A 26,309-nucleotide genomic window follows, 5' to 3' on the forward strand; every position below is an offset into this window, starting at 1 on the left:
ACGACGCGTTGCGAGGAGTGACTATCGGGACAAGGCCGGGCGCTTCCTATGCTCCCTCGCGGTGCGGCGGATGTCCGCACGAAGGAGATTGCTCATGTTGAAGTACGCGATCGTATTCGCCGTCATCTCGCTGGTGGCCGGTGCGCTGGGCTTCGGCGGTGTGGCGGCAGGCGCGGCTGGCATCGCGAAGGTTCTGTTCGGGCTGTTCCTGATCCTGGCCGTCGTGTTCCTGGTGCTTGCGGCGCTGGGCGTTGGCGCCGTGAAGAAGGCGTTGGACTGATGGCGCAGCTTGTTCCGCGTTGGCCACGCGTGCAGCCTTTGGTGGCGCTGCTGCAAAGTCCCGCTCATCGCGCCGTGCGGGTGTTGCATGTGACGCAGTCGAACTGGCAGGTCGGAAACAAGCGTCGCCCGTGCGCCTGTGGCCTGCAAAAAGCCGGGAAGCGCTAGATTCCTCGCTGCGGTCCGTCGCCGCCCGAAGGCAGGATGGCGATGGTGCTATAAAAAAGATAGCATCAAATCCAGGCGAGGCAATGGAATACGCGGCTCGGGCTTTGTCCCTTGCACTCGCACAAAGTGGGCTTGGCGATTAAAATCATCGCCCTTTCGCGCCGCGCGCAGATGCGCTCCACTTCATGCTGTATCCCGAAGAATTTGATGTGATCGTCGTTGGCGGCGGCCATGCCGGCACCGAGGCTGCGTTGGCGGCCGCACGCATGGGCGTGCGCACCTTGCTGTTGACCCACAATATCGAGACGCTGGGACAGATGAGCTGCAACCCGTCGATCGGCGGCATCGGCAAGGGACATCTGGTCAGGGAAATCGATGCGCTGGGCGGCGCCATGGCCCTCGCGACCGATGAGGCGGGGATCCAGTTTCGAATTCTCAATTCGAGCAAGGGCCCGGCCGTTCGGGCGACGCGTGCGCAGGCAGATCGCGTGCTCTACAAGGCAGCGATCCGCCACCGGCTGGAAAACCAACCGAATCTATGGCTGTTTCAGCAAGCGGTCGACGACCTGATGATTGAGGGCGACCGTGTGGTGGGCGCCATCACGCAAGTGGGTATTGGCTTTCGCGCGCGGACCGTGGTGTTGACGGCCGGCACCTTTCTCGACGGTCGCATCCATGTGGGTCTGGATAACTATCGGGCTGGCCGCGCCGGTGATCCGCCCGCCATCAGCTTGTCGGCACGCCTCAAGGAACTGAAGCTGCCGCAAGGGCGGCTCAAGACGGGAACGCCGCCGCGACTCGATGGCAGGAGCATCGATTTTTCGAAGTGCACCGAGCAACCCGGCGACGGCATGCCGGGCGGTGCAGATGCGATGCCAGTCTTCAGCTTCATGGGCCGCGCCGAGATGCATCCACGGCAAATGGCGTGCTGGATCACCCACACGAACAGCCGCACCCACGAAATCATTCGCTCCGGCTTCGATCGCAGCCCGATGTTCACCGGCAAGATCGACGGGATCGGGCCACGCTATTGTCCGAGCGTGGAAGACAAGATCAACCGCTTTGCGGACAAGGAAAGCCATCAGATTTTTCTGGAGCCCGAGGGCCTGTCGACCAACGAGTACTACCCGAACGGCATTTCGACGAGCCTGCCTTTCGACGTTCAATATCGGCTGGTCCGTTCGATGGCGGGGCTGGAGAACGCCCACATTCTCCGGCCCGGCTATGCGATCGAATACGACTACTTCGATCCGCGAGAACTCAAGAGCAGCTTCGAGACACGGGCGATTCAAGGACTTTTCTTTGCTGGCCAAATCAACGGGACGACTGGCTACGAAGAAGCGGCCGGCCAAGGGCTCTTTGCTGGCGTCAATGCCGCATTGCAATGCCGAGCGGAAGCCCCGTGGCTGCCTCGTCGCGACGAGGCCTACCTCGGCGTCCTGGTGGATGACCTGATTACCAAAGGGGTCACTGAGCCATATCGCATGTTCACCAGCCGGGCCGAGTTCCGGCTTCAGCTGCGCGAAGACAATGCCGACATGCGTCTCACAGAGGCGGGGCGCAAGCTGGGCTTGGTCGACGATGCGCGCTGGGATGCGTTTTCGCGCAAACGCGATCTTGTTTCACGTGAAACACAGCGGCTGGCGTCGATATGGGTCAATCCTCGCAATCTGCCGGCGAGCGAGTCCGAGCGCGTGCTCGGCAAGGCCATCGAGCATGAATACAGCCTGGGTGATCTATTGCGCAGGCCCAGTGTGAGTTACGACGCCTTGATGTCGCTCGATGATGGCAAATACGCGGGCGCCGAGATGCTGGGCGAGGCTGAGATCGAGCAGATCGAAATCGCGGCAAAGTATTCGGGCTACATCGATCGTCAGCACGATGAAGTGGAGCGGGCAGCGCATTTCGAGAATCTCAGGCTGCCCTTGGATCTGGACTACCACCAGGTTGCGGCACTGAGTTTCGAAGTGAGACAGAAGCTTGCGAAGCACCGCCCGGACACATTGGGCATGGCCTCTCGCATTTCGGGGGTGACGCCGGCGGCGATTTCCCTGCTCATGGTCCATCTCCGGAAGGGCGGATACCGTGCCTTCACGCTGCGGCCTGGAGTGGAGGCGGCTGAGCCTCAGATTGCGGAATGAGCCAGGATCGCCTGCTGCGCGGAGGCGCTTCCGCGCTCGGCATCGAATTGACGGATCGCCAATGCGAGCAACTGCTGGCCTACGGCATTCTGATTCTCAAATGGAACAAGGTCTACAACCTGACTGCGTTGAAAGACCCGGCCACCGTGCTGACCCATCACTTGCTCGACAGCTTGGCGGTGGTGGCGCCTCTTCGTCGTGAGCGGCCGAGTGACGCGACACTGCTGGATGTTGGTGCAGGGGCCGGCTTGCCAGGCGTCGTCATCGCCATCCTGAGGAGCGATATTCATGTCACCTGCCTGGACGCTGTGGCGAAGAAGGCGGCATTTGTGCAGCAAGTGGCCGCTGAGTTGGAGCTCGCCAATCTCCGCGGATTGCACGCGCGCGTCGAGGTATTGAGTGGTAATTACGACATAGTCAGTTCGCGCGCCTTCGCGTCGCTGCCGGACTTCTTTCGCCAGTCCCGGCAGCTGTTGGCCAAAGAAGGCGTCTGGCTTGCCATGAAGGGGAGGGTGCCGAGCGACGAGCTTGCGCAGTTGCCTCCCGATATCGATGTGTTTCACGTGGAACAACTGAATGTTCCCAGGCTGGACGCCGAGAGATGCATCGTCTGGGCACGAAAACGCCTCTCTTGATGAGTGCGGCGCATGGACCTCGCTTAGACTCGACGCTCTCCCATCCCAGGTAATTTCATGTTCGGTATCGCTGACTACGGCGCATTTGTCGCGGCCATCCTTCTCTTTCTTGCGATCCCCGGCCCAGGGAATCTGGCGCTGATCACTTCGACGGGGAAAGGCGGAATTCGAGCGGGCCTGGCTGCTACGATGGGCGTGATTGCCGGTGACCAGGTCTTGATGTGGGCGGCCGTGGCTGGTGTCGCGGCCTTGCTGGCCGCCTATCCGACGGCCTTCAAGGCCGTTCAGTGGCTTGGCGCGGCCTATCTGGCATGGCTGGGGTTCAAGATGCTGGCGGCCAAGCCGGGTGCCGCTCCGATCCTCAATATTCGCCCAGGCCACTACCTGCGGCTGGCGCTGATGATCACCCTGATGAATCCCAAGGCCATCGTCTTCTATATGGCATTCTTCCCGCTGTTCGTGGATCCGGTTCGCCATCAAGGGCTCACCACCTTCGCCGTGATGGCCCTCACCATCGCCGCGCTCACCTTCGTCTACGGTCTTTCGGCCACGCTGCTCACGCATTTTCTGGCCGAGCGTTTGCGGGCCAATCCGCGCATTTCGCGCACCTTCGAAAAACTGGCAGGCGTCTTTCTGATCGCCTTCGGTGTCAAGCTGGCCGTCTCTCGATGATCAAGACTGGCCTGAGTCCGTTCCTGCCCGCCCGGCGAGGCGCCTGATCCATGGCCAAGATCTTTTGTATTGCCAATCAGAAGGGCGGCGTCGGCAAGACGACCACCACGGTCAATCTGGCCGCCGGTTTGGCCAAGGTGGATCAGCGTGTGTTGATGATCGATCTCGATCCTCAAGGCAATGCGACCATGGGCTCAGGCGTCGACAAGCGCAAACTGGAAACCACGGTCTACGACGTGCTACTGGAGTCGGCTTCGGTTGCCGAAGCGCGGGTCAAGGCCGACAGGTGCGGCTACGACGTGTTGGGCGCGAACCGCGAACTTGCGGGTGCCGAGGTCGAAATGGTGGCGCTGGACAGGCGCGAAAAGCGGCTGCGCACGGCGCTGGCAGCCGTCGGAGCCGAGTACGACTTCATTCTGATCGACTGCCCGCCGAGCTTGAGCCTGCTCACGCTCAACGGGTTGTGCGCAGCGCATGGCGTGATCGTTCCGATGCAATGCGAGTATTTCGCGCTCGAAGGCCTGACAGACCTGGTCAACACCATCAAGCAGGTGCACGCCAACCTCAACAAGAATCTGCAGATCATCGGGCTGCTGCGCGTCATGTTCGATCCGCGTGTCACGCTTCAACAACAGGTCAGCGAGCAGCTCAAGGCGCACTTCGGCGACAAGGTCTTCGATACCGTGATCCCGCGCAATGTGCGGTTGGCCGAGGCACCGAGCTACGGCCTTCCGGGCGTGGTCTTCGACCCTGCCGCCAAGGGCAGCCTGGCATTCGTCGCCTTCGCGGAGGAGTTGGTCAAGAAAATGCCACCAGCCAGCGCCTTCGCACCCATCCCGCCCGCTGCACCTCCGGTCGCGGCAGCCAGCCCTGTCAACGTGCCGCCGGCGGCCGTTCAAGATGCCGACGGGATCTGACGTGCCCGAAGGAAAAAGCGTCGACGGCGATCGATTTCAAAGCTGATGGCTGTCTCGAAAATCCTCCTCCTGCCCGGCTGGCAGAACAGCAATCCTGCGCACTGGCAAAGCCGCTGGGAGTTGATCCATGGCGATCATCGCGTCGATCAGCACGATTGGATGCGGCCCTTGCGCGGCGACTGGTCGGCGCGCCTCGAGGAAGAAGTGCTGGCCGCGCCCGCGCCTGTGGTGCTCGTCGCGCACAGCCTCGGGTGCATCCTCGTTGCCGCCTGGGCTGCTCATTCGCGCAACACGCACAAGGTGCGCGCCGCGCTGCTGGTCGCGCCGGGCGATCTGGAACGCGAGGACATTCGACAGATGATCCCCGGCTGGGCACCGATCGTGTGGCAAGCCCTCCCATTTCCCTCGTTGCTGGTCGCAGCACGCAACGACCCGTACTGCGAAGCCGAACGTTCTCGCGAGATGGCGCGCGCTTGGGGTGCGGACTACATCGATGCGGGTTTGCGCGGCCACCTCAACGGCGAATCCGGCCTCGGCGACTGGCCCGAGGGGCGAAAGCTGCTGAACGACCTACTGAAAGAAAATTGATTTCCATGGCCACCAAAAAACCCAAGGGCCTCGGCCGCGGACTCGAAGCCCTGCTCGGGCCCACCTTCAACGGGCCGGACGCCGCGGACGCCGGCGATACCGCGCCTCCGAATCCCACCACGTTGAATCTCGACCAGATGGTGCCAGGCGTGTATCAGCCGCGAACCCGCATGGACGAGGGTGCGCTCTACGAACTGGCGGAGAGCATCAAGGCGCAGGGGATCATGCAGCCCATTCTGGTTCGGCGTCTCGATCCCGAGATGGCGCGGACCAAGAACGCCGAATTCGAAATCATCGCCGGCGAACGCCGCTTCCGCGCAGCTGGCCTGGCCGGCCTCGACAGCGTACCTGTGCTGGTGCGCGATGTGCCCAACGAGGCGGCCGCGGCCATGTCGCTGATCGAGAATATCCAGCGCGAGGATCTGAATCCGCTGGAAGAAGCTCAGGGCTTGCAACGTCTTGTAGCTGAGTTTGGGCTCACTCATGAAACCGCGGCCCAGGCCGTGGGCCGCTCGCGCAGCGCGGCCAGCAATCTGCTGCGCCTGTTGAACCTCGCCGAACCGGCGCAGGCCATGCTAATGGCTGGCGACATCGACATGGGGCATGCCCGTGCCTTGTTGTCGCTGGACAAGGGCACCCAGATCACTGCCGCCAACCAGATTGCGGCCAAGAAACTGTCGGTGCGCGAGGCCGAGGCGCTGGTGAAGAAACTGGCCGCCGAGTTCAGTCTCAAGCCCTCGCCGCGCCGCAGTGCCGGTGCGAAGTCACGCGACCTCGAACGGGTCGAGGAAGAACTGGCCGATCTGCTGGCAGCCGAAGTCGAGGTTCGAATCAAGAAGCGCCACAAGCGCGGCGGCAAGGTCGAGGAAAGCGGCGAGCTCGCGATTCATTTCGGCTCGCTCGATGCCCTCAATGGGCTGATCGAGCGCATCCGCCAAACGGCCTAGTTTCTTCCGGCGCATTTCCCCCCTTCCGGGCAATTGATTCGCCCGCACCGTTGCGCATATGCTCGGCGGCTACATTTTTTAACTTTGATAACCTTAAGTTTTAGGAGGGATTGACCATGCGCCTCGCCACACTTCCGCTCGCAACGATTGCGGCGGCGACCCTACTCTTGACCGGCTGCGAAACCACCGACATGCAGATGGGCAGCCAGAGCGCGAAGACGGTGGCCACCGGCAGCGCGGCCGGCACGGCTTCCACCAACGCCAGCGGCGCACTCGAACGATGCGCTTCCCCGCTGGGCACGGTGTCTCTGATCGAGAACCAGTCCGCCGGCTGGTACACCATCCTGCGCAACGAATACAAGCTGCCGCCGACCGCCAACCTGCTGCGCCTCCTGGTGCAGCAATCGAACTGCTTCGTCGTGGTCGAACGCAGCGCGGCGGGCATGAACGCCATGTCGCGCGAGCGCCAGCTCTCGCAGTCGGGCGAAATGCGCCAGGGCAGCAATTTCGGCGCCGGCCAGATGGTCGCCTCCGACTACGGCCTGTCGCCTGAAATCGTGTTCAGCAACCAGAACGCGGGCGGCGTGGGCGGCTCCCTCGGTGGCTTGGTAGGCGGCCGCTACGGCGGTGTGCTTGCCGCGGTCGGCGGCAACATGCAGACCAAGGAGGCCAGTGCCCTCCTGACGCTCATCGACAACCGCTCGGGCGTACAGGTCGCCGCCTCCGAAGGCAGCGCTTCCAAGACCGATTTCGGCGCCTTCGGCTCGATCTTCGGCGGCAGCGGAGCCGGCGGGCTTGGCGGCTACACCAACACGGCGCAGGGCAAGGTGATCAGCGCCGCCTTCATGGACGCCTTCAACCAGATGGTCGTTTCGCTGCGCAACTACAAGGCGCAAACGGTCCAGGGCCAAGGCCTCGGCGGCGGCGGTCGCTTGGGTGTCGATGGCGGCGCGGCGCCTTCGCAGACTTCGGCACCCGCACCGGCACGCCGCAAGAAGCAGTGAGCGTCGCCCGCAGCCTGGGGCGAGCTACAGGCTGAATATTTTTCCCGGGTTCATGATGTTCTTGGGGTCGAGCGCGCGCTTGATGGTGCGCATCATGTCGACCGCACCGGCACCTGCCTCGGTCACCAGAAAATCCATCTTGTGCAGGCCGACGCCGTGCTCGCCGGTGCACGTGCCCTCGAGTGCCAGCGCGCGCGACACCAGCGCGTGATTCAGCTTCTCGGCGGTCACGCGCTCCTCGGGCGCGTTCGGATCGAGCAGATAGCCGAAGTGGAAATTGCCGTCACCCACATGGCCGACCAGGAAGTAGGGGATTCCGCTCGCATCGGCTTCGGCCACCGATTCGAGCAGGCAATCGGCCAGCCGCGAAATCGGCACGCAGGTGTCCGTCGAGATCACGCGGCAGCCCGGGCGCGACTGAACGGCCGCGAAGTAGCTGTTGTGGCGCGCGGTCCACAGACGCGTCCGTTCTTCGGGCGTGCTGGCCCATTCGAAGGCCTTGCCGCCGTGACCGCTCGCCAGCTCCTGCACTGTCTCGGCCTGCTCCTTGACGCCCGCGGGCGAGCCGTGAAACTCCATCAGCAGCATCGGCTCCTCGCGCAAGCCGAGCTTGGCATAGGCGTTCACCATGCGCACCGTGTTCACGTCGATCAGCTCTACGCGCGCGATCGGCACACCGAGCTGGATGATCTCGATGGTGGTGCGCACGGCCGCCTCGATGCTCGGGAACGAACAGATCGCCGCCGACACCGCCTCGGGCAGCGGATAGATGCGCAAGGTGATTTCGGTGACCACGCCGAGCGTGCCTTCACTGCCGACGAACAGCCGCGTCAGGTCGTAGCCGGCCGATGACTTCTTGGCCCGCGTGCCGGTGCGAATGACTTCGCCACTCGCCGTCACCACCTCGAGCGCCAGCACGTTCTCGCGCATCGTGCCGTAGCGCACTGCGTTCGTGCCGCTGGCGCGGGTGGCGGTCATGCCGCCGATCGAGGCGTCAGCACCGGGATCGATCGGGAAGAAGAGGCCGGTGCTCTTGATCTCCTCGTTCAGCTGCTTGCGCGTGACGCCGGGCTGCACCGTCACCGTGAGATCGTCGGCATTGACCGAGAGTACGCGGTTCATGCGGCTCACGTCGATGCTGATCCCGCCTTGCACCGCGAGCAGATGCCCTTCGAGCGAAGAGCCGACGCCGAACGCGATCACTGGCACGCCGCACCCGCTCGCGAGCTTCACTGCATCCGCCACGTCCTGCGTGCTCTCGGCGAAAACCACCGCCGAGGGGGGCGGCGCATCGAAGGACGATTCGTCGCGCCCATGCTGCGTGCGCACTGCCATGGCGGTCGAGCAGCGGTCCTTGAAATGCGCCTTGAGCGTGTCGATGAAGGCTTCGGGCACGTCGCGCAATGCGATCTCGGGCGTGAGATGGGTCAAGGCGGTGGGGGCGTTCATCGGCGAGTCTCCTGGAGGGGCTACCATTCTACGAACCGCACTTTCAAAAGACATCGATATGGGCAACCGCCTGACGCAGATCGCCACGCGCACCGGCGACGATGGCACCACTGGCCTCGGCGACAACACCCGCGTGCCGAAGAATCACCTGCGCGTGCAGGCCATGGGCGACGTGGACGAACTCAACTCGAACATCGGCGTGCTGCTGTGCGAGCCGATGCCGCCGACCGTTCGCGAACTGCTGGTCGACGTCCAGCACCAGCTCTTCAATCTTGGCGGAGAACTTTCGATGCCGGGCTTCACCTTGTTCAAGGCCGAGGCGCTGCTGCAGCTCGACAACGCACTGGCCGAGCACAACGCCGCGCTGCCGCGCCTGGCCGAATTCATCCTGCCGGCCGGCACGCGTGCCGCATCGCTCGCGCACGTATGCCGCACGGTGGCGCGGCGGGCCGAGCGCGCCGTCGTGGCACTGGGCGCGGATGAAGCGCTCAACGATGCACTGCGCCAGTACCTCAATCGCCTGAGCGATCTGCTGTTCGTGCTGGCGCGGGTGCTCAATCGCGTCGACGGCGGCGACGATGTCTACTGGAAGAGCGAGCGCATGGCGCGCGCGGCCGCCGACGCGTCGCATGCGGACCTGCCATCGCCGCCAACCCAACCCTGAAATGAAGGAGCCCTCGCCGATGTCATTGCCTCGAACCCTTTCCGCCCGCGTGCGTTCGCGCGCGGCCGTCTGCATCTCGCTCGGCGCCGCGCTGATGCTGCCCATACTGGCCGCCGCGCAAAGCGCCGACAACCCGCCCAAGGCGCAGCGCGCGCACACGCTGAAGGCGCCGCCGCGCCACGGCAAGGTGCTGGGCGGCATCGAACACGGCACCGACGCGGCCGGCCGCGGCATCGATCGCGCCGGCGATGCCACACGGCGCGGTGTCGACAACACAGCCGAGCGCGCGAGCAGGCCGTTGCGCCGCGTCGGCGAGGCCTTCGGCCGCAAGCTGGGCGCGCGCGGCCCGTCGGGCCCGCCGCCCGTGGGGCCGCAGGGCAATCTGCCCTGAAACCGCAGCTTTACCTGACTTCACGCTGAATCGACAAGCGAGGGACGCGGCCGACACATGGGCCGCCCACACTGGACTCCTCATCAACGCCAAAGGAGTTCCAAGATGATCAAGTCCAAAAGCATGACGGTGGCCGCAGCGGTGCTCGCGATGTGCATGGCCGGCAGCGCCTTCGCACAGGACCGCGGCTTCGACCGTTCGCCCGAGGGCAATGACCGGTTTTCGCAACGCCACGATCAGCGGGGCCACGAGGACTTCCGCCCGGGCCGCCAGGCCGACCGCCACGGCTACCCGCAGCCGCATGCCGAATGGCACCGCGGCGACCGCGTGCCCACCGAGTACCGGGGCCGCAACTACGTCGTCAACGACTGGCGCAGCCACCGCTTGCAGGCGCCCCCGCGCGGCTACCAGTGGGTCGGTGTGGGCGGAGACTACGTGCTGGCGGCGATCGCCACCGGCGTGATCGCGCAGATCATCGCCAGCCAGTAGGGCGAAGCGGGGGCTCAGGCGGCGCTGGGCGTCACCTGGGCGCACACGTTGCGCCCGGTGATGGTCAGGCGCAGCCCGCCGCCGTGCCATTCGAGCCAGTTGAGCTTGACGTAGGCCTCGATGTCGTCGTCGTCGATCTGATCGGCCTGGCGGTGGTGCAGGCGATCGACCGTGGCGGGCAAGCCCTGCCGCAAGCGCTCCCGAACTGCCGCGTCGGCGGCCTCATGGGGGGTTGTGCGCAACTGGGGAGTCGAGGCCATGGTGATCCGGTCCGTTCGCTGAAGAATGAAGTCGTCCCAATGTACGCTTCCTGCCGGCGAGGTCACGGACCTTTTTCTCGAATCGAAGCCGGGCCGCGACGGTCGCGCGCCCCGCTCGCCGCGGATCACTTGCGCTGCTGCAGCAGCTTGCTGACCTCGTCCACGTTGTCGCGGATGCGCTGGCGCACCACGTCGAAGGCGTCGGCCTGCGACTTGGCAGCCAGCTCGGCCAGCTCGCGGATGTCATCCAGCGCTCGCTTGAAGGCGGCCTTGCCCATGGTATCGAGCTTGGCGAGGTTCTCGCGCGGGTCGCCGGCCGACATGCCCTTGACGGCGCCCTGCCACTCGCCGATCGATGCCTTGAGCATCTCGGTCTGGCGCTGCACCACGGCCTGCAGCCCCTGGTAGGACTTCTCGTTGGCCTGCACCAGCGCCTGCAGATCCTTGCGCCCGCTCTCGACGATGGCACCCGCTGCACCGGCCAGCGGCAGGTTCTGCAAGCGTTCCGCCATGCCCTTGAGCGGCTTCACGAAGGCATCCTGGACATCGGCCGCGGCCTTGGCGGCCGTGGGGCGCGCCTTCTTCGCGGCGGTGGCGGTGCGGCTGGCGGTGCTCGACTTGCTGGTGGCCATGGTGCGATGTCTCCGTGTGGTTGTTGGAGCCGTGACGATACGCCCACACCGAGGTCGGATGGAAGCCCCGCACCAGAGGCCGCGTGCGCTCAGCGCGCCGCGAGCGCCGCGTCGGGCAGTTCGATCTTGACCTGCAGCACCTCGAGGTCGTCGTGTTTCTCGAGGTGTACCTTGATGTCCTCGGCCTTGATCGAAACGTACTTGGAAATCACCGCGATCAGCTCGCGCTGCAGCTCCGGCAGGTAGTCGGGCCTCTTGCCGCCGAGGCTGCTGCGCTCGTGCGCGAGGATGATCTGCAGCCGCTCCTTGGCAACGCTCGCCGTCTTCTTCTTCTCCCCCAGCAGAAACGAAAACAATGACATGCCTACCTCCCGAAGATGCGCTTGAAGAAGCCCGGCTTCTCGGCATCGACGAAGCGCATCGGCTTGTCCTCGCCGAGGAAGCGCGCCACCACGTCGCTGTAAGCCTGGGCCACGTCGGTTTCGGTGTCGTGGATCGCGGGCACGCCCTGGTTGGAGGCCTGCAGCACGCTCTCCGATTCGGGAATCACGCCGATCAGCTTGATGCGCAGGATGTCCTTGATATCCTCCAGCGAGAGCATCTGCCCGCCGGCCACGCGATTCGGGTTGTAGCGCGTGATCAGCAGGTGCTCCTTGATCGGGTCGCCGCCTTCCTTGGCCCGCTTGGTCTTGGAGCCCAGCATGCCGAGGATGCGGTCCGAGTCGCGCACCGACGAGACCTCGGGGTTGGTCACGATCAGCGCCTCGTCGGCGAAATGCATCGCCATCAGCGCGCCGGTCTCGATGCCCGCCGGCGAATCGCACACGATGTAGTCGAAGCCCTGGTCAGCGAGTTCCTTGAGGATCTTCTCGACGCCTTCCTGCGTCAGCGCATCCTTGTCGCGCGTCTGCGAGGCGGCCAGCACGAACAGGTTGTCGCACTGCTTGTCCTTGATCAGCGCCTGGCTCAGGTTGGCCTCGCCCTGGATCACGTTGATGAGGTCGTACACCACGCGCCGTTCGCAGCCCATGATCAGGTCGAGGTTGCGCAGGCCGACGTCGAAATCGATCACGGCCGTCTTCTTGCCCGCGAGGGCGAGCCCCGATGCAAAGCTCGCGCTCGTGGTCGTCTTGCCGACACCGCCCTTGCCCGAGGTCACCACCACAATCTTGGCCATTCCCAATCCTTCTTCGTTTCAGTTGTCAGGTTGTTGTCGTGTCGAACCCGCCTCGTCAAAGGATCGCGTTCATCACCAGTTTCTTGCCGTCCAGCACGATCTGCACCGGCCTGCTCGCGAGCTCGGCTGGCAGCGCGACTTCCGAGGTGCGGTAGATGCCCGCGATTGCCACCAGCTGCGCCTCCATGCAGGTCGTGAAGATGCGCGCCTCGGTATCGCCGCGCGCACCGGCGATCGCCTTGCCGCGCAGCGGCGCGTAGACGTGGACGTTGCCGTCCGCGATCACCTCGGCGCCGAAGCTCACCACCGCCGTCACGATCACGTCGCCGCCGCGCGCATACACCTGCTGTCCGGAGCGCAGCGGCTTGTCGATCACCAGCGTGCCGCCGGCCGGCACCGGCACCTCGCGCACGATCTGCGGCGCTTCGCTGCGCGGCTCGGCGGGGGGTGCGGCAGGGCGCGGGCTCGGCGCCACGGGCATGGCCGCGAGCGACAGGCCGGCGGCGCGCGCCGCGGCGTTCTGCGCCTCGTTGCCGCCGCGCACCGCGATCGGCTGCGTCTGGTGGCGCGCCAGCAGGCTGCGCAGCGCGGGGAAGTCGATCTCCGTCGCCTGCGCTTCGTCCTGCAGCTGCGACAGGTCGATGACCACCGGCTCCTGCTCGAAGAAGTCGGGCGAATCGGCGAGCTGGACCTCGAGCGCGTCGGCCAGGACATCGAGGTCCGCCGTCTTGAGGATCACCGCGATCAGCGGCAGCGTCGCGCTCTTGAATTCGAAAACCGCTTTGGTGCGCGCGGCGGATGCATCGGCCATGGAAAACGTGGTTCGAAAAGCGTTGAAGTCTAACGGGCATGGGCGTGCGTGCCGCAAAAGGAGTCGCGAATGCGTCGGCGACACAACATTTCTTTCACGACGTTGCAACTTCGGCCCATCGCGCAGGCTCCATGCACGGGGACTCGGCAACGCAGCCGATTCCTACATCGAGGCCCGAGATCCTTCTGCACACTCGGCCGCTTCCCGAAAAGCAGGAGCCCGCTTGCGATGCAGCCCATTCTCGATATCCAGACCGTCCAGCCGGACCTGTTCACCTACAGCCTCGGCGCCGCCAAGCCGCCCGGCCGCCACTGCGGCGACTTCTTCGCATCGGCCGAGTGCTGCCTTCGCGATGCGGGCGATGCGCTCCACATGTACTTCGACAGCGTGCAGATCCGCTTCGCCGGCTTCACGCTCGGCAGCTATCCGGTGGCACGCATGATGAACGACCCGCCCGGCCTGTTCGCCGAACTGATGGCCGACCTGCTGGCGATCTACCGCCAGCGCGCCGCGCCGCGACACGGCGCGCGGCGCGCGGCGCCTCAATTGCGCGAGCGGCCCAGCAGCGCATAGAGCAGGATCGCGCCGAAGGTCGCGGTGCCGATGCCGCCGAGCGCGAACTGGCCGAACTTCAGCGTGAAGTCGCCGGTGCCGATGACCAGCGTGATCGCGGCCACGATCAGGTTCCTGTTCTGCGAGAAGTCGACCTTGTTGTCGACCCAGATCCGCGCACCCGCCACCGCGATCAGCCCGAACACCACGATGCTCACCCCGCCCATCACCGGCAGCGGAATCGCCTGGATCAGCGCGCCGAACTTGGGCGAGAAGCCCAGCAGCAGCGCGATCAGCGCTGCCACCACGAACACCGCCGTCGAGTAGATGCGCGTGGCCGCCATCACGCCGATGTTCTCGGCATAGGTCGTCACGCCGGTGCCGCCCAGCGCGCCGCTCACCATCGTCGCCACGCCGTCGCCGATGAAGGCGCGGCCGATCAGCGGGTCGAGGTTGCGGCCCGTCATCGCGGTCACCGCCTTCAGGTGGCCCAGGTTCTCGGCCACCAGGATGATCACCACCGGCGCGATCAGCACGATCGCGTTGCCGTCGAACACCGGCGTCGTGAAGCCCGGCACGCCGAACCACGCCGCGCTGGCGATGCCCGACAGGTCCAGCGGCTTGCCCATGCCGAGGCCGTTGGTGAAGACCGCGTAGACGATGCTCGCGAGAATCAGCCCGACCAGGATCAGGAGCCGCTGCACCATGCCGCGCGTGAACACCGCGACCAGCCCCACGCACAGGAAGGTGACGGCCTGCATCCACGCATCGAAGTTGTTCGCCGCCATGTTCTTGATCGGCACGCTCGCCAGGTTCAGCCCGATCACCGCGACCACCGCGCCCGTCACCACCGGCGGCATGAAGCGCTCGATCCAGCCGGTGCCGATCGCCTGCACGATCGCGCCGATCACGACATAGATCGCCCCGCAGGCCACGATGCCGCCCAGCGCCACCGCGATGTTCCCGTTCGGCCCCTTGCCCGCGTAGCCGGTGGCCGCGATCACCACGCCGATGAAGGCGAAGCTCGAGCCCAGGTAACTCGGCACCCGGCCGCCGGTGATGAGAAAGAAGATCAGCGTGCCCACGCCGCTCATCAGGACCGCGATGTTGGGGCTGAAGCCCATCAGGATCGGCGCCAGCACCGTGGAGCCGAACATCGCGATCACGTGTTGCACGCCCATCGCGGTCGTCTGCGGCCAGGCCAATCGTTCGTCGGGTGCGACGACGGTGCCCTGGGTGGCGGCGACTTCGCGCCAGCGGGGAAGGTAGGAATCGCTCATGTTTCTTTTTCCTCGGTTGTTGTCATTCATGAACAAGCCACGCGAAGTGGGCAAGCCTGGGGGTTAGCCAAGAATCATCATCGTGATGCGCGAGACACAGGTCAGCGCGCCCTCGTCATTCGTCATGTCGATCTGCCACACCTGCGTCGTGCGTCCGCGGTGCACCGGCCGCGCGATGCCGGTGACCCAGCCCTCGCTGGTCGCGCGGATGTGGTTGGCATTGATGTCCAGCCCGACCGCGCGCTGCCCCTCCGGCGCCGAATAGTACGCGCCGCACGAGCCCAGCGTCTCGGCCAGCACCACCGACACGCCGCCGTGCAGGATGCCGTAGGGCTGCCGCGTACGCCCGTTCACCGGCACGCGGGCGCGGATGAAATCGTCGCCGACCTCGAGGAATTCGATGCCGAGCGTGGCCACGGCGGTGTCCACGTGGCTGCGGGTGAGCTGTTCGATCGATATCTCTTTGTGCCAGATGCGCATGGGGAATCTCCAGGTGAATGCCCAAAACTATAGCGATCGGCGCCCGCACGACGGGCCTCCGGCCGACACGGCGGCCGGCCGCGGGCGGGGATAAGCTTTGGACATGACGCGCACCCGACGATGGATCACCGGCGCGGCCGCGGCCGTCGTGGTGCTGCTGGCCGGCCTCGCGCTGCTCGCGCACCTGCTGCTGCCGAACGACCAGGCGTTCGCGACCGAGATCGCCACCCGCTTCGAGAAGGCCTCCGGCATCGGTCTTCGGGTCGGCGCGGCGCATTGGGCCTTGCGGCCCACGCCGGTGGTGCTGCTCGACGACGTTGCCACGGCGCAGGAGCCGCCGATCACCGTGCGCCGCATCGTCGCGCGGCCGCAGCTGGCCGGCCTGCTGCGTCGCCGGGTCGCGGTCGATGTCGTCGAGATCGACGGCGCGGTGCTGCCGCGCACCTCGGTGCGTGCCTTCCGCGGTCGCTGGCAAGGCGACGACCCGGCCGCGAGCGTGCTGGCAGGCGCCTGGAGCCTCGCCGACGTGCCCGTGGCGCGCCTTCGTCTGCGCGACATCACGTGGATCGATCGGCGCGGCATCGCGCTCGCCTACGATGCCGACATCGCCTTCGACGCGCACTGGCGCCCGCGCGAGGCCGAGGTTTCGCGGCCCGGCGTCGCGCCGCCCGCCCGGCTGCGGCTCGAACGCGAAGGCGGCGAGGACCGCTGGCGCACGCTGATCGACGTCGGCGGCGGCACCTGGAACGGCGAGTCCGAATTGCAGGCTCCCGACGGCGGCCCATTGCGTTTCACAGCCCGGCTCGAGCCGAAGAACGTCGACATCGATGCGCTGGTGCGCAGCTTCGGCCGCCACAGCGCGGTCGAGGGCAAGCTCTCCGGCCAGACATCGGTCGACACCGAAGGCGAGAACCTCTCCGCGCTGATCGGCAAGCTGCACACGCGCACCCGCTTCACCGTCGCGCCCGCGACGCTCGACGGCTTCGATCTGTCGAAGGCGATCAGCACCGCGGGCTTCAGCCGCGGCGGCCGCACGCCGCTCGAACAGCTGAGCGGCACGCTCGACACCCAGGCCAGCGACGACGGCGTGGTGTTGCGCTACACCGGCCTGAGGGCGCGCTCCGGCGTGCTCACCGCGAGCGGCAGCGCCACCGTGGTCAACCGGCGGCTCGACGGCGAAGCGGCGATCGACATCGTCGACGGCGTGGTCGGCGTGCCGCTCAAGCTCGGCGGCACGCTCGATGCGCCGCAGCTCTCGCTCACCAGCGGCGCGCTCACCGGCGCGGCCGTGGGCTCGGCCGTGCTGCCGGGCGTCGGTACCGCGATCGGCGCGCGCATCGGGCAGCAGATGGAGAAGATGTTCGGCGGCGGCGATGCGAAGAAGCCAGGCCGTCCGGCATCCTCGGCCAAACCGCGCTGAGCCGCGGTCCTCAGGGCAACAGGTTCAGCAGGCTGGCCACGAGGTGCGCCAGCGCCAGCAGCGCGGACCACAGCGCCTTCAGGCTCTGGAGAAAATCCATCGTGCCGGCATCGTCACACGCCCAGCAACTGCGCCAGGGCATCGGGCGCTGCCAGCAGTTCGGCCGAAGAGCCGCGCCGCACGATACGCCCCTTCTCCATGACGACGGCCTGGTCGGTGTGCCCCAGCACCTTGCGCCAGTCGCGGTCCACGATCAGGGTCGCGATGCCGGTGGTGCGGATGTCGGCGATCACGCGCCAGATCTCCATCACGATCAGCGGCGCGAGGCCTTCGGTCGCCTCGTCGAGGATCAGGAGGCGCGGGTTGGTCATCAGCGCGCGGCCGATCGACAGCATCTGCTGCTCGCCGCCCGACAGTTGCTGGCCGCCGTGCGAGAGCCGTTCCGTCAGGCGCGGAAAGGTCGCCATCACACGGTCGAAGGTCCAGGCGCGCTGGCCGTCGATGCCGGCGCGCGCGCTCATCAGCAGGTTCTCGCGCACGCTGAGATTCGGGAAGATCCCGCGGCCCTCGGGCACATAGCCGATGCCGCGGCGCGCCATCTTCTCGGGCGCCCAGCCGGTCACGTCCTGGCCGTCGAGCCGCACCCGGCCCGAGGCCGGCCGCACATAGCCCATCAGCGAGCGGATCAGCGTGGTCTTGCCCATGCCGTTGCGCCCGAGCAGGCCGACCGAGGTGGCGGCCGGCATCGCGACGTCGACGCCGCGCAGGATGTGGCTGTCGCCGTAGTAGGTGTTGAGGCCTTCGATGTTCAGCATCTCAATGGTCCTCGCCGAGGTAGGCGGTACGCACTTCAGGATTGCTGCGGATCGACGCGGGATCGCCCGTCGCGATCACCGTGCCGTTCACCATCACCGTGATGCGGTCGGCGATGCGGAACACGGCGTCCATGTCGTGCTCCACCAGCAGGATCGCATGCGCAGCCTTGAGGTTCGCGAGCAGCGTCAGCATGCGCTCGGTCTCCTCGGCGCCCATGCCGGCCAGCGGCTCGTCGAGCAGCAGCACGCGCGGCCGCGTGGCCAGGCACATCGCGACTTCGAGCTGGCGCTTGGCGCCGTGGCTCAGCGTGCCGGCGATGCGCTCGGCGACCGCGGCAAGGCCCGCGGATTCGAGCGCCTCGCGCGCCGTCGCATTGCTCGCGTCGCAGTGCTTCGACGATTGCCAGATCGCCCACGGCCGCGGCGTCGCTGCCTGTGCCGCGAGGCGGCAGTTCTCGTGCACGCTGAACTCGGGAAAGATCGTCGTGCGCTGGTAACTGCGCCCGACGCCGCCGCGCGCGCGGCGCGCCTGCGAGCGCCGCGTGATGTCCTGGCCATCGAGCGTGATGCGTCCGCCCGAGGCGCCGATCTCGCCCGACAGCATGTTGATCAAGGTCGACTTGCCGGCGCCGTTGGTGCCGATCATCGCATGCACTTCGCCGCGATGCAGGTCCAGGGTCACCGCATTGACGGCGACCAGTCCGCCGAAGCGGCGCGTGAGCGTGTCGACCGCCAGAAGCGAAGTCATACCGCAGCCTTGGAAGAAGAAGACACGCGCGCCGCGATGCCGATGATGCCCTTGGGCAGCAGCGCGACGAAGGCGATGATGGCAAGGCCCAGCGTCAGTTGCCAGTGGTCCGCGAGCGGCCCGACCAGCGCGGCCGTCGACAGCAGCTCCTTCAGCAGCGTGAACGCCACCGCGCCGATCACCGCGCCGCGCAGGTGGCCGAGGCCGCCGAGGATGATCATCAGCAGCACCTCGCCCGAGTTGTGCCAGGCCAGCAGCTCGGGATTGACCACGCCGTCGCGCGAGGCCACCAGGAAGCCCGCGAGCCCGGCCAGCGCGCCCCCGATCACGAAGGCCGCGAGCTTGTAGCCATAGACCGCGAAGCCCGCCGCGCGCATGCGCTGTTCGTTGACGCGGATGCCGGCCAGTGCGGCGCCGAAGCGCGAGCGCCGGACCAGCGCGAGAAAACCGTAGGTGCCGGCGAGCGCGGCCAGCACGACGTAGAACTGCACGCGGCTGCTTTCCATGTCGAGGGCGCCGAGGGCAGGGCGCACGTACATGTAGATGCCGTCGCTGCCGCCGCCGAGCGCGGTGTCGTGGAACACGAAGAAGGCCATCTGCGCGAAGGCCAGCGTGACCATGATGAAGTACACGCCGCGCGTGCGCAGGCTCAAGGCGCCGACCACCAGCGCATAGGCCGCGGCCGAGCCCATCGCGAGCGGCAGCAGCCACGCGATCGAACCGCCGTCCTTGCCCGAGCCGAGCACGGTCGCATAGGCGCCGATGCCGTAGAAGGCCGCATGGCCGAGGCTCACGAGGCCGGTCATGCCGACCAGCAGTTCGAGGCTCAGCGCGAAGATCGCGAGGATCATCACCTTGACCACGAGGTCCGAGATGTAGGGGCTCAGCAGCGGGCCGAAGAGGGCGAGCACGATCGCGCACACGAGCGGCAGCCAATGATTCAGGCGGTGCATCACGTCTTGCGCCCCATGAGTCCCTCCGGCCGCCAGACCAGCACGATCGCCATCAATACATAGACGCCGATCCCGCTCAGCTCGGCGAAGAACACCTTGCCGAAGGTATCGACGAAGCCGACCAGCAGCGAGGCCACCAGCGCGCCGGTGATCGAGCCGATGCCGCCGATCACCACCACCACGAAGCAGATGATCAGCACGCTCGAGCCCATGCCCGGATACACCGAGGACATCGGCGCCGCGATCATGCCGGCCAGCGCGGCCAGCGCCACGCCGGCCGCGAACACGATGCGGTAGAGCCGGCGGATGTCGATGCCCAGGCCGCGCACCATGTCGCGGTTGCTGGCGCCGGCGCGGATCATCATGCCCAGCCGCGTGCGGTTGACCACGAGGTAGAGCCCGATCGCCAGCACGATGCAGGCGGCCGAGGCGAAGAGCCGGTACCACGGGTAGCTCATCAGCTCGCCGAGCGCGAAGCTGCCCGAGAGCCAGGGCGGCGCCCGCACGCCGTGCACGTCGTTGCCCACCAGCAGCGAGCGCAGCTCCTCGAACACCAGGATCAGGCCGTAGGTCATCAGCACCTGCTGCAGGTGGTCACGCTGGTAGAGGTAGCTGAAGAAGGCCCACTCCAGCAGATAGCCGAACACCGCGGCGAGCACCACGCCCGCCGCGAGCATCAGGATGAAGTTGTTGCCGAACAGCGGCGACAGCGCGAACGCCATGTAGGCGCCCAGCATGTAGAAGCTGCCATGGGCGAGATTGATCACACCCATGATGCCGAAGATCAGCGTCAGCCCCGACGCCACCAGGAACAGCAGCAGGCCGTACTGCACGGAGTTCAGGCATTGAACGAGAAAGGTACCGAAGTCCACGAGCAAGTTCTTGGTGAGGTCGTTGAAGGGTGCCGGGTCCCCGTCGGGGAATGCCGCGGAACCGGCTTTGCCGGTCCGCTGGCGTTGCCCCCGGCAGGGGGAAGGCGCAGCGACACGAAGTGCGCGCAGCCTGGGGGCGAGCTACATCTTGCAGCCGCGGGCCGGGTCGGCAAGGCCTTTGACGGCGATGTTGACCAGCTTGTTCTCCTTGCCCTCGACCTTGCGCAGATAGATGTCCTGCACCGGGTTGTGCGACTTGCTGATCGAGAACGCGCCGCGCGGGCTGTCGATCTTCGCCTTCTCGATCGCGCTCGCGAACTCGGCCTTCTTCGTGATGTCGCCCTTGACCGCGTTGAGGCCGATGCCGAGCATCTGCGCCGCGTCGTAGCCCTGCACCGCATACACGTCGGGCTGCAGCCTGAAGGCCTTGGCATAGGCGGTGCGGAAAGCGTTGTCGCGCGGCGTGTTGAGGCCGTCCGCATAGTGCAGCGTGGTCAGCATGCCTTGCGCCGAATCGCCCTGCGCATCCAGCGTGCCGTCGGTGAGGAAGCCGGGGCCGTAGAGCGGAATGGTCTTGTTGAGCCCGGCCGCCGCATAGTCCTTGACGAACTTGACCGCGCCGCCGCCGGCGAAGAAGGAATACACCGCATCGGGCTTGGCCGCCGCGATCTCGGTCAGCAGCGCCTGGAACTCGACGTTGGGGAAGGGCACGGTGAGATTCTTGACCACCTTGCCGCCGCCTTTCTCGAAGCCTTCCTTGAAGCCGGCCACCGACTCGTCGCCGGCCGCGTACTTCCAGGTGATGGTCATCGCGGTCTTCTTGCCCTGCTTGGCCGCGACCTCGCCCATCGCATAGGCCGGCTGCCAGTTCGAGAACGAGCTGCGGAAGATGTTCGGCGCGCACATCGGGCCGGTGACCGCATCGGCGCCGGCATTCGGCACGATCAGCACGGTGCCGCTTTCCTTGGCCGCCTTGGCCATCGCCATCGCGACGCCGGAGTGCACGGTGCCGATGATCACGTCGACGTTGTCGCGCTTGATCAGCTTGTTGACGTTGTCGGTCGCCTTGGCCGGATCCGATTCGTCGTCGACCTTGATGTACTCGATCTCGCGGCCGCCGAGCTTGCCGCCCTGTTCGTCGACGCGCAGCTTGAAGCCGTTCTCGATCGCCACGCCGAGCGCGGCGTAGGTGCCGCTGTACGGCAGCATGAAGCCGACCTTGAGCTTGGCCTGCTGGGCATGGCCGAGCGTGGCGATGCAGGCCAGCGCGAGCGCGGTCAGCGCGGTGCGTGCGATGCGGGTGGTCATGGATGTCTCCTCGTGTTGATGAATGAAATGGCCGCAACTATCGCCTGTTCCGGCTGGTCGCGATGCGGGGAATGCCCGCAGTTGGGGATTTCCAGGAGCGCTGTCTGCGGCACGCGCGCGGCGATGCCGCGGATCTGCGCGAGCGTGCCGTACTCGTCGTCCACGCCCTGCATCGCGAGCACCGGGCAGCGGATCGTGCCGAGCTCGGCCTCGATGTTCCATTGCCGGAAGGGCGGGTGCAGCCAGATGCGGTTCCAGCCCCAGAAGGCCGAGTCCACGTCGTCGTGGTAACGGCCGAGCTTCTGCGGCAGGTCGCTGTCCAGGTAGGCCTTGCGCGCCTCTTCGATGTTCGCGACCGTCACGTCTTCCACGAAGATGTGCGGCGCGAGCACCACCAGGCCTGCTACGCGCTCGGGGAAGCGCGCCGCATACAGCAGAGCGATCGAGGCGCCGTCGCTGTGGCCGAAGAGCCAGGGCTTCTCGGCCAGGCCGATGGCGCCGAAGAAGGCCGGCAGCACCTCGTGCGCCTGGCGGTGCATGAAGTCGACGTCCCACACTTCGTCGGCCGCGCGCGGCGTCGAGCGGCCATAGCCCGGGCGCGAGAACACCAGCCCGCGCAGGCCGCCGGCTTCGCACAGGCGCTCGGGGAAGTCCTTCCACATCGCGACCGAGCCGAGGCCTTCGTGCAGGAAGACGACCAGCGGGGCGTCGGTGCGCTCGGGGGCGATCCATTGGTACTCGATGCGCACATCACGCCCGCGCCACAAGATGCTGGCGAAGGCCGTCATGGTCTTGCCCCTTCCCCCTCTGGGGGAAGGTCGGGATGGGGGTCGCAGCGTCCGATGGTGGCGCCGCATGCCCCCACCCCAGCCCTCCCCCAGAAGGGGAGGAAGACAGACAGCTTCACGCCTTCTGCTCCTGCTCGCGCAGGCGGAAGCGCTGGATCTTGCCCGTCGCCGTCTTCGGCAGCTCGTCGACGAACTCGATGAAGCGCGGGTACTTGTAGGGCGCGAGGCGCTCCTTGACGAAGGCCTTCAGTTCGTCGTCGCTCACGGTCTGGCCGGACTTCAGCACCACATAGGCCTTGGTCTTGGTCAGGCCGTCCGCGTCTTCCTTGCCGATCACCGCGGCCTCGAGCACGGCCGGATGCTGCATCAGCGTGGCCTCGACCTCGAAGGGCGAGACGTAGATGCCGCTGACCTTCAGCATGTCGTCGCTGCGGCCCGCATAGGTGTAGTAGCCGTCGGCATCGCGCGAGTACTTGTCGCCGCTCTTGGTCCAGCCGTCGCGGAAGGTCTCGCGGCTCTTCTCGGGATTGGCCCAGTACATCAGCGCGGTGCTCGGTCCCTTGATGTAGAGATCGCCGACCTCGCCGACCGCGACCGGCTTGCCGTCCTCGCCGCGCAGCTCGATCTCGTAGCCGTCGACCGGCTTGCCCGTGGTGCCGTAGCGGATGTCGCCCGGCCGGTTCGAGATGAAGATGTGCAGCATCTCGGTGGAGCCGATGCCGTCAACGATCTCGCAGCCGAAGTGCTGCTTGAATCGCTGCGCGATCTCGCCCGGCAGCGCCTCGCCGGCCGAGGAGCACATGCGCAGCGACACCGCCTCGCGCGCCGGCAGCGCGGGCGAGGCGAGCATGCCCGCGAAGCCGGTCGGTGCGCCGAAGAAAACCGTCGGCTTGTGCGTGCCGGTCCAGCGCTTGAAGGTCGCATCGGGCGTGGGGCGTTCGGCCATCAGCAACACGGTCGCGCCGACCGAGAGCGGAAAGGTCAGCGCATTGCCCAGACCGTACGCGAAATACATCTTGGCCGCGGAGAAACAGACATCGTCCTCGGTCAGCGCGAGCACGGGTTTGCCGTAGAGCTCGGCCGTCCACCATGGGTTGGCATGCGTGTGCACCGTGCCCTTGGGCTTGCCGGTCGAGCCCGACGAATAGAGCCAGAACGCATGGTCCTGCGGCGTCGTGGCCGCGGGCGCGGGCAGCGGCGCGTGCGCGGCGATCGCGGCGTCGATGCCCTGCGCGCCCTCGGGCAGTGCGCCCGCGGGCTGCGAGACGAAGAGGGCGCGCACGGCGTTCGGCGCCTTGCCCATCGCGTCCTGCAGCACCGGCAGCAAGGCGCCCGACACCAGCGCGGCCTTCGCGCCGCTGTGGTCGAGCATGTAGGCGTAGTCATCCGCCGTGAGCAGCGTGTTGACCGCGACCGGCACCACGCCCGCATACAGGCAACCGAGGAAGCTCACGGGCCAGTCGGCGTTGTCGAGCATCAGCAGCAGCACGCGGTCCTCGCGTTGCACGCCCGCGGCGAGCAGCGCCGCGGCGAGCCGGCGCGCGCGGTCCTCGAGCTGGCCGTAGGGCAGGGTGCCGCGGTCGTCGACGTAGGCGATCTTCTGCGCGCGGCCGCGGTTGAGAGCGAACAGATGCTCGGCGAAGTTGAAGGAGGCAGGCAGGCTCATGGATCTAGCTCCGTAGTTTCAGGAACACCGCGGAACCGGCTTCGCCGGGCCGCAGGTGTTGCCCCCTGCAAGGGGGTTGGCGTAGCGACACGAAGTGCGCGAAGCCTGGGGGTCATTTCAGTTCGGCGAGCACGCCGGGGCTGGCCTGGACGGCGCTGCGCCGGTGATAGAAATCCAATGCCCGCAAGCCGCCCAGTTCGGCGCCGCCGCCCGCGCGGCCCGGGCCGCCGTGGTTGGACATTGGCATCACGTTGCCGTGGCCCGTCTGCGCCTGCGCGACCTCGGGCGTGATCACGTGCACGCGGCCATGGCTGGCCGCGAGCTGCACCGCCGCCTGGCCGAGCGCGGCATCGTCCGCGCCATAAAGTGAAGTCACGAGCGAACCCTGCCCGCGGTGCGCGATCGCGATCGCATGGTCGATATCGCGATAGGCCAGCAGCGTCGCGACCGGGCCGAACACCTCGATGTCATGCACGTGTCCTGCCGCATCCGCATCGCGCGCACCGAGCAGCACCGGCCCGATGCAGGCGGCGATGGCCGGGTCGGCATCGACCAGCGCCTTGCCGCTGCCGTCGTGCAGCAGCTCGGCCTGCGCCTTCAACACGTCGAGTCCCTCGCGCACCGCATTCAGCTGCGCGCGGCTCACCAGCGACCCCATGCGCACGCCTTCGTTGCGCGGATTGCCGACCGTGATGCCGGCGAGCTTGGCGCCGATCGCTTCGGCTGCCGCGTCGTAGACCGCGGCCGGTACCAGGATGCGCCGGATCGCGGTGCACTTCTGGCCCGCCTTGACGGTCATCTCGCGCACCACTTCGCGCACCAGCAGGTTGAAGGCCTCGGAACCCACCGCCGCGTCAGGCAGCAGCAGCGCAGAGTTGAGGCTGTCGGCCTCGATGTTGACGCGCACCGAGCGCGCCGCCACCGCGGGATGCGAGCGGATCACCGCACCCGTCTCGGCCGAGCCGGTGAACGAGACCACGTCGAAGCTTTGGAGCTGGTCCATCAGCCCGTTCGAGCTGCCGCAGATCACCGACAGCGCGCCGGCCGGCAGCACGCCGGCCTCGACCACGTCGCGCACCATGCGCTGCGTGAGCCACGCGGTGGATGTCGCGGGCTTGACGATCACCGGCACGCCCGACAGCAGCGCAGGCGCCGCCTTTTCCCAAAGTCCCCACGACGGAAAGTTGAAGGCATTGATGAACAGCGCCACGCCGCGCGTCGGCACCTGCACGTGCTGCGACATGAACACCGGCTCCTTGCCGAGCTTGACCGCATCGCCGTCGCGCAGCACGCGCATGTCGCCGAGCGCGTCGCCCCATTTCGCGTACTGGCCGAGCGTGAAGATCGCGCCGTCGATGTCGACCGCCGAATCGTTCTTCACCGTGCCCGAGTTGGCCGTGGCGATCTCGTAATAGGCGTCGCGATTGGTTTGCAGCACCTTGACGATGCCGGCGAGCAGGCCGGCGCGCTGCTTGTACGTCATCGCGCGCAATGCGCCGCCGCCGGTCTCGCGCGCGAAGCGGAAGGCTTCGGGCAGATCGAGCCCGGTCGCATCGACGCGTGCCAGTTCGGTGCCCAGCACCGGATCGAAGAGCGCGGTGCCCGCGCCGCTGCCGGCCTGCCAGCGGCCGGCGACGTGATTGGAAAGGAGTTCGGTCATGGCGTCTTCGTGAATTGGATCTGGCCTTCGGGCAGCAGATAGAGAACCAGCGCGCGCCCTTGCGCGACGGTGGGGCGATGAGAGGTGCCGGCCGCGTACACGCACCAGCCCGCGGGCCGGCCGTCGAAAGTCGCATCGCCTTCGAGCGGCATGATCAGGTCGATCTCGCCATTCGGATGCGTGTGGTGCGGCCCCGCGATGTCCTGCATGTCGACCACGTCGACCGAGAAGCGGTGCAACGCATCCTCGGCCTTGAACACGCGGCCATAGCGGATGCCGCCGCCTTCGCGATCGCAGAGCCAGCCTTCGGCCACGCCCTCGATGCAGGCCTGCTTCAGGCTGTCGAAGGTGGCGCTGCCGGCGCCATGGGTGCTGTTGAGCCAGCGGTCGAGCGCGTCGTCGAGCGGCTGGCCGGCGATCTGTGCCGTCAGGTCGGAGAGGCGCTGATGGAAGGCTTGCTTGGACATGGGCTTTTCTTCGTGGGAGGGACGGTTGAACTTGCGGCAATCGACTTCGTGCAGTATCTTGCCTGTGCCCGAACAA

General features: G+C 66.7%; 30 protein-coding genes. 13 read left to right on the forward strand and 17 right to left on the reverse strand.

Going from position 1 to position 26,309, the window contains the following annotated elements; genetic code table 11:
* Positions 1-94 precede the first annotated feature (94 nt).
* The 8 genes from WDLP6_RS00215 (at position 95) to WDLP6_RS00250 (ending at position 7,351) form a co-directional block, all read left to right on the forward strand.
* Positions 95-280: a DUF1328 family protein gene (locus WDLP6_RS00215; protein ID WP_162565167.1), complete on the forward strand. Its 186-nt coding sequence runs from the start codon at positions 95-97 to the stop codon at positions 278-280.
* A gap of 352 nt (positions 281-632) precedes the next feature.
* Positions 633-2,588 (forward strand): tRNA uridine-5-carboxymethylaminomethyl(34) synthesis enzyme MnmG, encoded by a 1,956-nt coding sequence (gene mnmG, locus WDLP6_RS00220; RefSeq protein ID WP_162590730.1) that lies wholly within the window; start codon positions 633-635, stop codon positions 2,586-2,588.
* Positions 2,585-3,223: a 16S rRNA (guanine(527)-N(7))-methyltransferase RsmG gene (rsmG, locus tag WDLP6_RS00225; protein ID WP_162590731.1), complete on the forward strand. Its 639-nt coding sequence runs from the start codon at positions 2,585-2,587 to the stop codon at positions 3,221-3,223. The genes mnmG and rsmG overlap by 4 nt, the downstream gene beginning before the upstream one ends.
* 57 nt (positions 3,224-3,280) lie before the next feature.
* Positions 3,281-3,895 carry a LysE family transporter gene (locus tag WDLP6_RS00230; protein ID WP_162590732.1) on the forward strand — a complete coding sequence of 205 codons (615 nt, stop codon included), beginning with the start codon at positions 3,281-3,283 and terminating at the stop codon, positions 3,893-3,895.
* Positions 3,896-3,945: 50 nt separating this feature from the next.
* Positions 3,946-4,812 (forward strand): ParA family protein, encoded by an 867-nt coding sequence (locus WDLP6_RS00235; RefSeq protein ID WP_232076915.1) that lies wholly within the window; start codon positions 3,946-3,948, stop codon positions 4,810-4,812.
* Positions 4,813-4,857: 45 nt separating this feature from the next.
* Positions 4,858-5,400 (forward strand): RBBP9/YdeN family alpha/beta hydrolase, encoded by a 543-nt coding sequence (locus WDLP6_RS00240; RefSeq protein ID WP_162590733.1) that lies wholly within the window; start codon positions 4,858-4,860, stop codon positions 5,398-5,400.
* Positions 5,401-5,405: 5 nt separating this feature from the next.
* Positions 5,406-6,347 carry a ParB/RepB/Spo0J family partition protein gene (locus WDLP6_RS00245; protein WP_162590734.1) on the forward strand — a complete coding sequence of 314 codons (942 nt, stop codon included), beginning with the start codon at positions 5,406-5,408 and terminating at the stop codon, positions 6,345-6,347.
* A gap of 116 nt (positions 6,348-6,463) precedes the next feature.
* Positions 6,464-7,351 carry a CsgG/HfaB family protein gene (locus WDLP6_RS00250; RefSeq protein WP_162590735.1) on the forward strand — a complete coding sequence of 296 codons (888 nt, stop codon included), beginning with the start codon at positions 6,464-6,466 and terminating at the stop codon, positions 7,349-7,351.
* A gap of 24 nt (positions 7,352-7,375) precedes the next feature.
* On the opposite strand, the gene WDLP6_RS00255 is transcribed toward WDLP6_RS00250, so the two are convergent.
* On the reverse strand, positions 7,376-8,800 hold the full coding sequence (locus tag WDLP6_RS00255; protein WP_162590736.1) for an FAD-binding oxidoreductase: 1,425 nt from the start codon (positions 8,798-8,800) through the stop codon (positions 7,376-7,378).
* A gap of 58 nt (positions 8,801-8,858) precedes the next feature.
* On the opposite strand from WDLP6_RS00255, the gene WDLP6_RS00260 reads away from it, so the two are divergent.
* The 3 genes from WDLP6_RS00260 (at position 8,859) to WDLP6_RS00270 (ending at position 10,344) form a co-directional block, all read left to right on the forward strand.
* The gene (locus WDLP6_RS00260) at positions 8,859-9,464 is read left to right on the forward strand and encodes a cob(I)yrinic acid a,c-diamide adenosyltransferase (protein ID WP_162590737.1); all 606 of its coding nucleotides are present in this window, start codon (positions 8,859-8,861) and stop codon (positions 9,462-9,464) included.
* A gap of 19 nt (positions 9,465-9,483) precedes the next feature.
* Positions 9,484-9,855, forward strand: coding sequence for a hypothetical protein (locus WDLP6_RS00265; RefSeq protein WP_232076916.1), 372 nt, complete (start codon positions 9,484-9,486; stop codon positions 9,853-9,855).
* A 105-nt stretch (positions 9,856-9,960) separates the two neighbouring features.
* A complete protein-coding gene (locus tag WDLP6_RS00270) occupies positions 9,961-10,344 on the forward strand; it encodes an RcnB family protein (RefSeq protein WP_162590738.1) in 384 nt (127 codons plus the stop codon).
* A gap of 14 nt (positions 10,345-10,358) precedes the next feature.
* Here the strand turns inward: WDLP6_RS00270 and WDLP6_RS00275 are convergent, their stop codons facing one another.
* The 5 genes from WDLP6_RS00275 to minC form a co-directional block, all read right to left on the reverse strand.
* Positions 10,359-10,604: a hypothetical protein gene (locus WDLP6_RS00275; RefSeq protein ID WP_162565178.1), complete on the reverse strand. Its 246-nt coding sequence runs from the start codon at positions 10,602-10,604 to the stop codon at positions 10,359-10,361.
* A gap of 125 nt (positions 10,605-10,729) precedes the next feature.
* Positions 10,730-11,236, reverse strand: coding sequence for a TIGR01841 family phasin (gene phaP, locus WDLP6_RS00280; RefSeq protein WP_162590739.1), 507 nt, complete (start codon positions 11,234-11,236; stop codon positions 10,730-10,732).
* A gap of 89 nt (positions 11,237-11,325) precedes the next feature.
* On the reverse strand, positions 11,326-11,598 hold the full coding sequence (gene minE, locus WDLP6_RS00285) for a cell division topological specificity factor MinE (protein ID WP_162565180.1): 273 nt from the start codon (positions 11,596-11,598) through the stop codon (positions 11,326-11,328).
* Positions 11,599-11,600: 2 nt separating this feature from the next.
* A complete protein-coding gene (minD, locus tag WDLP6_RS00290) occupies positions 11,601-12,413 on the reverse strand; it encodes a septum site-determining protein MinD (protein WP_162565181.1) in 813 nt (270 codons plus the stop codon).
* Positions 12,414-12,468: 55 nt separating this feature from the next.
* Positions 12,469-13,224 (reverse strand): septum site-determining protein MinC, encoded by a 756-nt coding sequence (minC, locus tag WDLP6_RS00295; protein WP_162590740.1) that lies wholly within the window; start codon positions 13,222-13,224, stop codon positions 12,469-12,471.
* Positions 13,225-13,452: 228 nt separating this feature from the next.
* Here minC and WDLP6_RS00300 point away from each other — a divergent pair, with 228 nt between their 5' ends.
* Positions 13,453-13,797, forward strand: coding sequence for a hypothetical protein (locus WDLP6_RS00300; protein ID WP_162590741.1), 345 nt, complete (start codon positions 13,453-13,455; stop codon positions 13,795-13,797).
* Here the strand turns inward: WDLP6_RS00300 and WDLP6_RS00305 are convergent.
* A complete protein-coding gene (locus WDLP6_RS00305) occupies positions 13,767-15,056 on the reverse strand; it encodes a solute carrier family 23 protein (protein ID WP_162590742.1) in 1,290 nt (429 codons plus the stop codon). The two genes, WDLP6_RS00300 and WDLP6_RS00305, sit on opposite strands and share 31 nt — an antisense overlap.
* Before the next feature lie 63 nt (positions 15,057-15,119).
* Positions 15,120-15,536, reverse strand: a complete 417-nt coding sequence (locus tag WDLP6_RS00310; protein ID WP_162565185.1) for a hotdog fold thioesterase — start codon at positions 15,534-15,536, stop codon at positions 15,120-15,122.
* A gap of 103 nt (positions 15,537-15,639) precedes the next feature.
* Between WDLP6_RS00310 and WDLP6_RS00315 the strand changes: the two genes are divergently transcribed.
* The gene (locus WDLP6_RS00315; protein ID WP_162590743.1) at positions 15,640-16,956 is read left to right on the forward strand and encodes an AsmA-like C-terminal region-containing protein; all 1,317 of its coding nucleotides are present in this window, start codon (positions 15,640-15,642) and stop codon (positions 16,954-16,956) included.
* Between the two features lie 113 nt (positions 16,957-17,069).
* Here the strand turns inward: WDLP6_RS00315 and WDLP6_RS00320 are convergent, their stop codons facing one another.
* The 9 genes from WDLP6_RS00320 to WDLP6_RS00360 form a co-directional block, all read right to left on the reverse strand.
* Positions 17,070-17,771: an ABC transporter ATP-binding protein gene (locus WDLP6_RS00320; protein WP_162590744.1), complete on the reverse strand. Its 702-nt coding sequence runs from the start codon at positions 17,769-17,771 to the stop codon at positions 17,070-17,072.
* A 1-nt stretch (position 17,772) separates the two neighbouring features.
* A complete protein-coding gene (locus WDLP6_RS00325) occupies positions 17,773-18,519 on the reverse strand; it encodes an ABC transporter ATP-binding protein (protein WP_162590745.1) in 747 nt (248 codons plus the stop codon).
* Positions 18,516-19,472 (reverse strand): branched-chain amino acid ABC transporter permease, encoded by a 957-nt coding sequence (locus tag WDLP6_RS00330; RefSeq protein ID WP_162590746.1) that lies wholly within the window; start codon positions 19,470-19,472, stop codon positions 18,516-18,518. Before WDLP6_RS00330 ends, WDLP6_RS00325 begins: the two co-directional genes overlap by 4 nt.
* Positions 19,472-20,344, reverse strand: a complete 873-nt coding sequence (locus tag WDLP6_RS00335) for a branched-chain amino acid ABC transporter permease (protein WP_162590747.1) — start codon at positions 20,342-20,344, stop codon at positions 19,472-19,474. The genes WDLP6_RS00330 and WDLP6_RS00335 overlap by 1 nt, the downstream gene beginning before the upstream one ends.
* Positions 20,345-20,485: 141 nt before the next feature.
* Complete coding sequence (locus tag WDLP6_RS00340) at positions 20,486-21,652, reverse strand: ABC transporter substrate-binding protein (protein WP_162590748.1); 1,167 nt, start codon at positions 21,650-21,652, stop codon at positions 20,486-20,488.
* Positions 21,649-22,440, reverse strand: a complete 792-nt coding sequence (locus tag WDLP6_RS00345; RefSeq protein ID WP_162590749.1) for an alpha/beta fold hydrolase — start codon at positions 22,438-22,440, stop codon at positions 21,649-21,651. Before WDLP6_RS00345 ends, WDLP6_RS00340 begins: the two co-directional genes overlap by 4 nt.
* A gap of 115 nt (positions 22,441-22,555) precedes the next feature.
* Complete coding sequence (locus WDLP6_RS00350; protein WP_162590750.1) at positions 22,556-24,106, reverse strand: benzoate-CoA ligase family protein; 1,551 nt, start codon at positions 24,104-24,106, stop codon at positions 22,556-22,558.
* Positions 24,107-24,218: 112 nt separating this feature from the next.
* Positions 24,219-25,766: a 3,4-dehydroadipyl-CoA semialdehyde dehydrogenase gene (locus WDLP6_RS00355; RefSeq protein WP_162590751.1), complete on the reverse strand. Its 1,548-nt coding sequence runs from the start codon at positions 25,764-25,766 to the stop codon at positions 24,219-24,221.
* The gene (locus WDLP6_RS00360) at positions 25,763-26,233 is read right to left on the reverse strand and encodes a DUF4863 family protein (protein WP_162590752.1); all 471 of its coding nucleotides are present in this window, start codon (positions 26,231-26,233) and stop codon (positions 25,763-25,765) included. Before WDLP6_RS00360 ends, WDLP6_RS00355 begins: the two co-directional genes overlap by 4 nt.
* Positions 26,234-26,309 lie beyond the last annotated feature (76 nt).

This window comes from Variovorax sp. PBL-E5, from assembly GCF_901827185.1.
In the GTDB taxonomy this organism is placed as follows: domain Bacteria; phylum Pseudomonadota; class Gammaproteobacteria; order Burkholderiales; family Burkholderiaceae_C; genus Variovorax.